The organism is Actinosynnema sp. NPDC059797 (genome assembly GCF_042732085.1).
GTDB lineage: Bacteria > Actinomycetota > Actinomycetes > Mycobacteriales > Pseudonocardiaceae > Actinosynnema.
This window is the reverse complement of record NZ_JBHWIE010000287.1, coordinates 1-9,157: the sequence shown is the minus strand read 5'-3', so window position 1 is coordinate 9,157 and position 9,157 is coordinate 1. Positions and strand designations below refer to the sequence as shown.

General features: G+C 71.8%; 8 protein-coding genes. 4 read left to right on the top strand and 4 right to left on the bottom strand.

Features of this window, described 5'->3' with window-relative positions; genetic code table 11:
• Positions 1 to 172: 172 nt before the first annotated feature.
• On the bottom strand, positions 173 to 973 hold the full coding sequence (locus ACFV4N_RS34615) for an inositol monophosphatase family protein (RefSeq protein WP_499676876.1): 801 nt from the start codon (positions 971 to 973) through the stop codon (positions 173 to 175).
• A 95-nt stretch (positions 974 to 1,068) separates the two neighbouring features.
• Between ACFV4N_RS34615 and ppgK the strand changes: the two genes are divergently transcribed.
• From ppgK to ACFV4N_RS34595, 4 genes are all read left to right on the top strand, one after another.
• The gene (gene ppgK, locus ACFV4N_RS34610) at positions 1,069 to 1,830 is read left to right on the top strand and encodes a polyphosphate--glucose phosphotransferase (RefSeq protein WP_499676875.1); all 762 of its coding nucleotides are present in this window, start codon (positions 1,069 to 1,071) and stop codon (positions 1,828 to 1,830) included.
• A 212-nt stretch (positions 1,831 to 2,042) separates the two neighbouring features.
• Complete coding sequence (locus ACFV4N_RS34605) at positions 2,043 to 3,347, top strand: RNA polymerase sigma factor (protein WP_499676874.1); 1,305 nt, start codon at positions 2,043 to 2,045, stop codon at positions 3,345 to 3,347.
• Positions 3,348 to 3,502: 155 nt separating this feature from the next.
• Positions 3,503 to 4,996, top strand: a complete 1,494-nt coding sequence (locus tag ACFV4N_RS34600; protein WP_499676873.1) for a vanadium-dependent haloperoxidase — start codon at positions 3,503 to 3,505, stop codon at positions 4,994 to 4,996.
• 402 nt (positions 4,997 to 5,398) lie between these two features.
• Positions 5,399 to 5,578: a DUF7455 domain-containing protein gene (locus tag ACFV4N_RS34595; protein ID WP_015800348.1), complete on the top strand. Its 180-nt coding sequence runs from the start codon at positions 5,399 to 5,401 to the stop codon at positions 5,576 to 5,578.
• A 114-nt stretch (positions 5,579 to 5,692) separates the two neighbouring features.
• On the opposite strand, the gene ACFV4N_RS34590 is transcribed toward ACFV4N_RS34595, so the two are convergent.
• From ACFV4N_RS34590 to ACFV4N_RS34580, 3 genes are read right to left on the bottom strand one after another with little or no spacing between them, the layout of a single operon-like run.
• Complete coding sequence (locus tag ACFV4N_RS34590; protein WP_499676872.1) at positions 5,693 to 6,865, bottom strand: ROK family protein; 1,173 nt, start codon at positions 6,863 to 6,865, stop codon at positions 5,693 to 5,695.
• 1 nt (position 6,866) lies between these two features.
• A complete protein-coding gene (locus tag ACFV4N_RS34585) occupies positions 6,867 to 8,297 on the bottom strand; it encodes a sugar ABC transporter permease (RefSeq protein ID WP_499676871.1) in 1,431 nt (476 codons plus the stop codon).
• 29 nt (positions 8,298 to 8,326) lie between these two features.
• A complete protein-coding gene (locus ACFV4N_RS34580; RefSeq protein ID WP_499676870.1) occupies positions 8,327 to 9,100 on the bottom strand; it encodes an ATP-binding cassette domain-containing protein in 774 nt (257 codons plus the stop codon).
• Positions 9,101 to 9,157 lie beyond the last annotated feature (57 nt).

The window sequence follows — 9,157 nt, the reverse complement described above, 5'->3', positions numbered from 1 at the left end:
GGCACTCCCCGGCTGGTCGTGAGCGGTGGTTTCACCGTGCCCGAGTGGAGGACACGCGATGCCTGAGTGGAGGACACGCGGGGTCTGGAGGCATGACTCGCGAGGGCTGAGCGCATGACACGCGGGAGTTGAGCGCATGACTCGCGAGGGGTGAGCGCATGACTCGCGGGGGTTAGACGGTGGGGAAGTTGGTGTTGATCAGGGCTTCGCAGAGGGCCTCGGCTATGCCCGGGGCGGCGGCGAAGGTGACGTCGCGGCCCAGGGCCGGCAGGTCGCCCGGCAGGTGGACCACGGCGCCGGCCTCGCGGGCGATCAGGGCGCCCGCGGCCCAGTCCCAGCGGTTGAGGGCGTGCTCGGCGTAGGCGTCCAGGCGGCCGGCGGCCACGGCGCACAGGTCCAGGGAGGCCGCGCCCGCCCGGCGCATGTCGCGGACCTTGGTGGCCAGCGCCGCCCAGGCGTCGGCCTGGCGTTGGCGCCGCTCCGGGCTGTAGGAGAAGCCGTAGCCCAGGAGGGACACGTCCAAACGGGTGGCGTCGGAGACGGACAGGCGCCGGTCGTCCAGGTAGGCGCCGCCGCCCGACCAGGCGGTCCACAGGTGGCCGGTGGCGGGCTCGTAGACGACGCCGGCGACGGACTCGCCGTCCAGCTGGGCGGCGAGCGAGACGGCGTAGTGGGGGATGCCGTAGAGGTAGTTCACCGTGCCGTCGATCGGGTCGACGACCCAGGTCAGGCCCTCGACGGCCGCCTCGCCGCCCTCCTCCTCCCCCAGGACCGGCTCGCCGGGGCGCAGCGACGCGAGCCGCCGGCGCACGAGCTGCTCGGCCGCCATGTCACCCGCCGTGACGACGTCGGTCTGCGTGCTCTTGGTGCCGACGTCCGCCACGGCGGCGTCGCGCATGTTCCTGGCCAGGTCACCGGCCTCGCGCGCGACGGTGGCGGCGATCTCGACCAATGAGCGTGGATCGAAACGCAACTGTTCCTCCTGCGTCACTCTCACGGGACTATCGGAGAACCGCAGGCTAATGTCTGCGGCCACGGTCACTGAATCGAGTAGGAAGGGCCACGGGGATGGGCATGACCCGCGGGTTCGGCGTGGACATCGGCGGCTCCGGCATCAAGGGCGGGCTCGTGGACCTGGAGGCGGGTGCACTGGAGGGCGAACGCCTGCGCATCAACACGCCGCAGCCGTCGACGCCGGACGCGGTCGCCGACGTGGTCGCCGAGATCGTCGAGAAGTTCGGCTGGGAGGGGCCCGTGGGCGTCACGCTGCCGTGCGTCGTGCAGCACGGCGTCGCCCGCTCCGCCGCGAACGTGGACAAGAAGTGGATCGGCACGGACGCCGCCGAGCTGTTCGCCAACCGCCTCGGCAGGCCGAAGGACCAGGTCGTCGTCATGAACGACGCCGACGCCGCGGGCGTGGCCGAGATGCGCTTCGGTTCCGGTCGCGACCGGGACGGCCTGGTGGTCCTGCTGACCTTCGGCACCGGCATCGGCAGCGCCCTGTTCCTGGACGGCAGGCTCGTCCCGAACACCGAGTTCGGCCACCTGGAGGTCGACGGCCACGACGCCGAGACCCGCGCGGCCGCCTCGGTGAAGGAGGACAAGGGCCTGAGCTGGGCGGAGTGGACGCCCCGGGTGTCGCGGTACATCTCCGTGCTGGAGAACCTCATCTGGCCGGACCTGGTCATCGCGGGCGGTGGGGTGAGCAAGAAGGCCGAGAAGTGGCTCCCCCTGCTGGAGGTGCGCACCGAGGTGGTGGCCGCGGCGCTGAAGAACGACGCGGGCATCGTCGGCGCGGCCGTGGCGGCGACCCACCACCTCGCTCCCTGAACAACCCGAACCGACGAACCCGAAGCTCTGAGCTGCGAGAACGCGTGCCGGACCACCTCGGTCCACAGCGGGGCGCAACGGCACGCGATTCTCGTCGTTACAATGGAACGGTGCCCCGCTGACGAACGATCCGGCGGGGGATCCCCCGTACTCCGGCGACCGAGGTTCGCGCCCTTCGGTTTGCCTTGATCGACAGTCGCGAAAGGGCGTACGTGGCAGCCGCGAAGACGACCCAGGCAGCTCAGGCTGACGCCGAGGAGACGCCCAAGGCCACCTCGGCGAGGAAGGCCCCGGCCAAGAAGCCGGCGGCGAAGACCGCCGCGGCGGGCAAGACGACCACGCGGGCGCCGCGCAAGGCGGGCGCCAAGGGTGCCCCTGCCGCGCCGGCCAAGGCGAAGAAGGCGACGGAGGGTGACGAGCCGGACGGCTTCGAGGGTCCGGACGGCGAGGACCTGGTCGACGACGTCGAACTGATCGACGAGCCGGTCGAGGAGGAGCCCGCCGAGGAGGAGGCCAAGCCCGGCGAGGGCGACTTCGTCTGGGACGAGGAGGAGTCGGAGGCCCTGCGGCAGGCCCGCAAGGACGCCGAGCTGACGGCCTCCGCCGACTCGGTCCGCGCCTACCTCAAGCAGATCGGCAAGGTCGCCCTGCTCAACGCGGAGGAGGAGGTCGAGCTCGCCAAGCGCATCGAGGCCGGCCTCTACGCCGCGGAGCGGGTCCGCCGCGCCGAGGAGGAGAACGAGAAGCTGACCCCGCAGCTCCGCCGCGACCTGCGGTGGATCGTGCGGGACGGCGAGCGGGCCAAGAACCACCTGCTGGAGGCCAACCTCCGCCTGGTGGTGTCGCTGGCCAAGCGCTACACCGGCCGCGGCATGGCGTTCCTGGACCTGATCCAGGAGGGCAACCTGGGCCTGATCCGCGCGGTGGAGAAGTTCGACTACACCAAGGGCTACAAGTTCTCGACGTACGCCACGTGGTGGATCCGCCAGGCGATCACCCGCGCGATGGCCGACCAGGCCCGCACCATCCGCATCCCGGTGCACATGGTCGAGGTCATCAACAAGCTCGGCCGCATCCAGCGCGAGCTGCTCCAGGACCTGGGCCGCGAGCCCACCCCGGAGGAGCTGGCCAAGGAGATGGACATCACCCCGGAGAAGGTGCTGGAGATCCAGCAGTACGCCCGGGAGCCCATCTCGCTGGACCAGACCATCGGCGACGAGGGCGACAGCCAGCTCGGTGACTTCATCGAGGACTCCGAGGCCGTGGTGGCGGTGGACGCGGTGTCGTTCACGCTGCTCCAGGACCAGCTCCAGTCGGTGCTGGCGACGCTGTCCGAGCGCGAGGCTGGCGTGGTGCGGCTGCGGTTCGGCCTCACCGACGGCCAGCCGCGGACGCTGGACGAGATCGGCCAGGTCTACGGGGTGACGCGGGAGCGCATCCGGCAGATCGAGTCGAAGACGATGTCGAAGCTGCGCCACCCGTCCCGCTCGCAGGTGCTGCGCGACTACCTCGACTAGTCGGACGGACAGATCAAGGGCACCCCGGTCCACGCGAGCCGGGGTGCCCTTTTTCCTGTCCGGGTGACAACCCCGGGGCTCCCCGCGCATCCCACTACTGACGGCCATCGCCGCAGGGGGCGGCGCCAGGGGAGGCCGTCAAGGGGGATGTCACCATGGCTGAACGCCGTACCGGAGCGCGCCTGTCGAGGCTCGCGGCCGCGGACGCGCTGGACCGGCTCGACTGGCCGGAGCAGGTCAACAACGGCGAGGAGGGGGAATACCCCTACCTCGCCAACTACGGCAAGGGGCTGCCGCACGACGAGGTCGGCGAGGTCCTGCCGGACGCCTACGACGCGTTGTCGCGGGCGCTCGCCACGGGGCGGTCGGAGGACTTCGAGCGGATCCCGCTCGGCCGGGGGCGCAAGCTGGTCAACCCGCAGGCCGGTCTCGCGTTCGACCTGGAGGGCCCGGACAGCCACGCGCTGACCATGCCGCCGGTCCCGCGCGTCGACAGCGCCCGCCACTCCGCGGAGGCCGTCGAGCTGTACTGGATGGCGCTGGTCCGGGACGTGCCCTTCACGTCCTACGACCGCGACCCGCTGATCGCGCGGGCGGCCGAGGAGCTGTCGCGGCTGTCGGACTACCGGGCGCCGAAGGCCGGCGGCCGGGTCACCCCGGCGACGATCTTCCGCGGCGACGCCCGCGGCGACCTGCGGGGGCCGTTCCTGTCGCAGTTCCTGCTGCGCGACGTCCAGTTCGGCACGCTGCGCATCCCGCAGCGGCACGACACCGTGCGGCCGGGGCGGGACCACCTGACCGACTTCGGGTCCTGGCTCGCGGTGCAGGAGGGCTTCGAGCCGCCGGGGATCGAGCGCGACCACGCCGACCGCCGGTACCTGCGCACGCCGCGCGACCTCGCGAACTACGTCCACTTCGACGCGCTGTACGAGGCGTACCTGAACGCGGCGCTGATCCTGCTCGACGTGGGCGCGCCGCCGGACCCGGGCAACCCGTACGAGCACTCGCGCACCCAGGTCGGGTTCGGCACCTACGGGCCCCCGCACCTGCTGTCGTTGGTCACCGAGGTGGCGACGAGGGCGTTGAAGGCGGCGTGGTTCCAGAAGTGGTACGTGCACCGCCGGATGCGCCCGGAGGAGTTCGGCGGCCGGGTGCACGCCCACCTCGCCGGGCTGCGCGGGTACGACGTGATCGACCGCGAGGTGCTGGACTCGGCGGCGGTCGGGCTCGTGCGCGAGCGGCACGGCACGTACCTGCTGCCGGTGGCGTTCCCGGAGGGCTCGCCCGCGCACCCGTCGTACGGCTCCGGTCACGCCACGGTCGCGGGCGCGTGCGTGACGGTGCTCAAGGCGTGGTTCGACGAGTCGTGGGTGCTGCCGGACTCGGTGGTGCCCAACTGCGACGGCACGGCCCTGGAGCCCTACCGGGGCGGGGACGCGCTGACCGTCGGCGGCGAGCTGGACAAGGTGGCGTCGAACGTCGCGACCGGCCGGAACATGGCGGGCGTGCACTGGCGCTCGGACTTCACCGAGGCCGTGCGGCTGGGCGAGGCCGTGGCGATCGGGGTGCTGCGCGACCACGCGCGGGTCGCGCACGAGGACGCCTCGCTCGGCCTCACCCGGTTCGACGGGACGCGGATCGCCGTCTGACGCGGCGGTGAACGGACTCGTACGTCCGGATGGTGGAACCCCGGGGGCGTGTTCGCTCTGGGCTGACCGAAGTGTTACCCATCACCGGGAGGTGTCCCGATCATGCACCTTTCGGCCCAGCGGAGGTGATCCCGATGCCGTATTCGCAGGTCGGAAACCCTTGGCGTGACAGCGGAAAGTGAGGGAGCGCTGATCGAACCGATGGTGGGGCGCAGGTTCGAACCACCCGACCACCGGGTAAATGGGCAGTGACGCGGGTCGCCACGACCCAGGGAACACTGACTTACGCCCGTGCGTCTGCAAGAGTGGAAGCAGCGAACACGGCGCACCCGCCAGATGCGAAGTGGTCGCAGCTAGGTGTGAGGGCACCGATCCCCGGTGCCGGGACGGAGGGAGATTTCCATGACTACCACGCTCACCCGCCCCGCGTTGACCGCTGCCGACCGCTGCGACCGCTGCGGGGCCGCTGCCCAGGTTCGCGCCGTGCTCCCCTCCGGGGGCGAGCTGCTGTTCTGCGGGCACCACGCCCGCGAGCACAGCACGAAGCTGCGCGAGCTCGCTGCCGAGTTGCAGCAGGGCTGAACACCGCGAGCCGTCCGCGGCTCGTGGCACCCTAGCCGTCCGGGGCGGGGATCCCACTGGGATCCCCGCCCCCTGCACATCCCGGACCGCTGATCGATCGGGCTCCCGGGCCGCTCAGACTTCGCCCAGCACGGGTTCGAAGGCCAGTTCCGCGGCGCCGATGAGCTTCGCGTCACGTCCCAGCGGGGACGTCTCGATGCGGGTGCCGCCGACGGCGCGCGACACCAGTGACCGCTCCTGCACGGTCCGCCGCAACCGGTCCACCAAGGACTCGGGCAGCGCGGTGAACAGGTCGCCGAGCACCACCAGCTCGGGGCCCAGCATGTTGACGACGGTCACCAGGCCCATGGCCAGCCACTCGGTGAACTCGCCCAGCCGGTGCGCCACCGAGTCCGGCGAGCCCGCCAGCGACCGCAGTTCGGCCACCACGGCGCCGCGCGGCGAGTCCTCGGGCAGGGCCAGCGCCCGGCACAGGGCCGCCTCGCCGACCTCGGTCTCCCAGCAGCCGTGGCAGCCGCAGTAGCAGCTCCGGCCGCCGGGTCGGACCACCATGTGACCCAGCTCACCGACGTAACCGCCGGTGCCGCGCAGCGGTTGCCCGCTGGAGATGACGCCGCCGCCGATGCCGACGTCGGCGGAGATGTAGACGATGTCGGACGAGTCCCGAGCGGAGCCGCGGGTGTGCTCGGCGAGCGCGCCCAGCTCGGCGTCGTTGCCGACCTGGACGGGCACCTTCAGCACCGCGGACAGCCGCTCGCCCAGGGCCACGTCGGTCCAGTGCAGGTTGGGCGCTTCGTGCACGAGGCCGTCCGCCCGGCGCACCACGCCCGGCACGGACACGCCGACGCCGACGGCCCGCGCGTCCAGCTCGTCGGCCAGCAGCTTGGCCGAGTCGGCGATGTGCGTGATCACCTCGCCGGGGTCGCGGGACCGGTGGTGCAGGTTCCACGAGTCCCGGCCGAGGATGTCGCCGCCCAGGCCCACCATGGCCATCGCCACCTGCTCGACGCGGATGTCGATGGCCATGACCACGGCGGCGTGGGGTTGGGGCAGCACGAGCAGGGACGGGCGGCCCGCGCCCGAGCGCTGGGCGGGCACCCGCTCGGCCACCACCCCGGACTCGGCCAGGCCGTCCACCAGGGCCTTGATCGTGCTGCGGTTGAGGCCCAGCTCAGCCGCCAGCGACGCCCTGGTGGACGGCCCGTCCACGTGCAGCCGGCGCAGCAGCGCCGTGCGGTTGTGCCTGCGGACCTCGTCCGGTCGTGCTCCCGCGGTCGGTGTGCTCACGTCAGCGGGCGGCGTTCGCCGCCCGGCGACGGGACAGCGCGTCGATGCTCGCGGCCAGCAGCAGCACCATGCCGGTCACCACGAACACGACGGCGGCGGGCTGCTTGAGCAGGCCCATGCCGTTCTGGATGGTCGCCAGCACCGCGCCGCCGATGACCGCGTCGCGCAGCCTGCCCTTGCCGCCGAACAGCGACGTGCCGCCGATCACGGCCGCGCCGACCGCCAGCAGCAGCGTGTTGCCGCCACCGGCGTTCGGGTCGACCGATCCGACCTTGGAGGAGTAGACGATCGCGCCGATGGCCGCCGCGGAGGAGGCGATCACGAACACGCTCATCCGGATCTTGGCCACGTTGATGCCCGCGCGGCGGGCCGCTTCCTGGTTGCCGCCCACGGCGTAGACGTGGCGGCCGTAGCGGGTGCGCTCCAGCGCGAACGTGCCGAGGACCAGCAGGACCAGCACCAGCGGCACCACGTACGGCACGCCGGTGATGACCACGACGTCGCTGACCGAGCGGTTCAGCGTCAGCGCGTAGGTGGCGGCCGCGGCGAGCGCCACGATGACGCCGACCTTGGTCAGCACGAGCGGGGTGGGCTGGGCGACCAGGCCCCGGCGCAGCCGGCTGAAGTGGCGGCCGAGCACGACCGCGGCGTAACCGCCGGCGGCGAGGGCGAACAGGATCCACGAGCCCGCGGTGTCCAGGTTGCCGTTGGCGACGTTGAACAGCACGTCGTCGCGGAGGCCGAGGGTGCCGCCGTCGCCGATGAACTGGAGCACCACGCCGCCCCACGCCAGGAACAGCGCCAGGGTCACCACGAACGACGGGATGCCGACCTTGGCGACGAGGAAGCCGGTGATGGAGCCGATCGCGGCGCCGACGCAGACCGCGAGCAGCATCTCGACCCACGGGTTGGCCGGGACGCCGACCAGCGCGATCACGAGCGCGATGCCGGCCAGGACCGCGCCGGGCCAGACCCTCATCAGCGCGGCGAGCACGACCGCGAGCGCCAGCACGGCGCAGAACACGATGAAGACGGTGTCGCCCATGCCGCCGAGCAGGTTGCCGTTCTCGACCAGGTGCAGCGCCATCACCGACGCGCACACGCCGGACGCGGTGCCCGCGGACAGGTCGATCTCGCCGAGCAGCAGCACGAACACCAGGCCCATGGCGATGATGACGATGCTGGCGCCCTGCGCGAGCAGGTTGGCGATGTTGCCGAGGGTCAGGAAGGTGTCGGCCAGGGAGCTGAACACGATCAGCAGCGCCACCAGGCCGAGCAGCGCGGGCAGGGAGCCCAGTTCGCCACCCCGCAGGCGGGCCGCGTAGTCGCGCAGCGCCTCGCCGGTGGACCGCGAGGTGGTGTCGATGCCGAAGTCCGAGATGGCGGCGCCCTGCGCGTCCTTGGGCGACGTCTCGCTTGTTGTGTTGGTCATGCTGCGTTCCTCGTCCTGCGCCTGCGGCATCAGATGGTGGCGGATTCGGGCCGGGCGATGCCCAGCTCGCCGGAGCGGCCCGCGGTGATCAGCTCGACCACCTGGCCATGCGTGACGTCCTTGGTGTTCACCTCGGCGGCCATCCGCCCCAGGTAGAGGCACGCGATGCGGTCCGCGACCTCGAAGACGTCGTTCATGTTGTGGCTGATCAGCACCACGCCCAGGCCCTGCTCGGCCAGCCGGCGCACCAGGTCGAGCACCTGGCGGGTCTGCGCGACGCCCAGCGCCGCGGTCGGCTCGTCGAGCAGCACGACCTTGCTGTTCCACAGCACGGCCTTGGCGATGGCCACGGTCTGCCGCTGGCCGCCGGACAGCGACGACACCTGGGTGCGCACCGACTTGACCGTGCGGACCGACAGCGAGGTCAGCGTCTTGCGGGCGGCCTGCTCCATGTCGGCCTCGTCGAGCAGGCCGGCCTTGCCGCGCTCGCGGCCCAGGAACATGTTCTGGACGATGTCGAGGTTGTCGCACAGCGCGAGGTCCTGGTAGACGACCTCGATGCCCAGCGCGGCGGCGTCGCGCGGGCCGTGGATGTTGACTTCCTTGCCGTTGAACAGCACGGTGCCGGAGTCGGTCGGGTGGATGCCCGCGATGCACTTGACCAGCGTGGACTTGCCCGCGCCGTTGTCGCCGACGAGCGCGGTGACCTGGCCGGGGTGCACGGCGAAGTCGATGTCGTGCAGGACGTGCACCGGACCGAAGCTCTTGTTGATGCCGCGCAGTTCGAGGATCGGCTCGCTCACTGGGTCTTCCTCCTGTGTCCCCACACCTGGGTGGGCGCGCCGGTGCGGGGTGCGTCC

Bases quoted from the DNA above. Each gene is read 5' to 3' on its own strand.
- ACFV4N_RS34585 (WP_499676871.1), bottom strand. From the start codon at position 8,297: ATGACCAACACAACAAGCGAGACGTCGCCCAAGGACGCGCAGGGCGCC.
- ACFV4N_RS34600 (WP_499676873.1), top strand. From the start codon at position 3,503: ATGGCTGAACGCCGTACCGGAGCGCGCCTGTCGAGGCTCGCGGCCGCG.
- ACFV4N_RS34595 (WP_015800348.1), top strand. From the start codon at position 5,399: ATGACTACCACGCTCACCCGCCCCGCGTTGACCGCTGCCGACCGCTGC.
- ppgK (WP_499676875.1), top strand. From the start codon at position 1,069: ATGGGCATGACCCGCGGGTTCGGCGTGGACATCGGCGGCTCCGGCATC.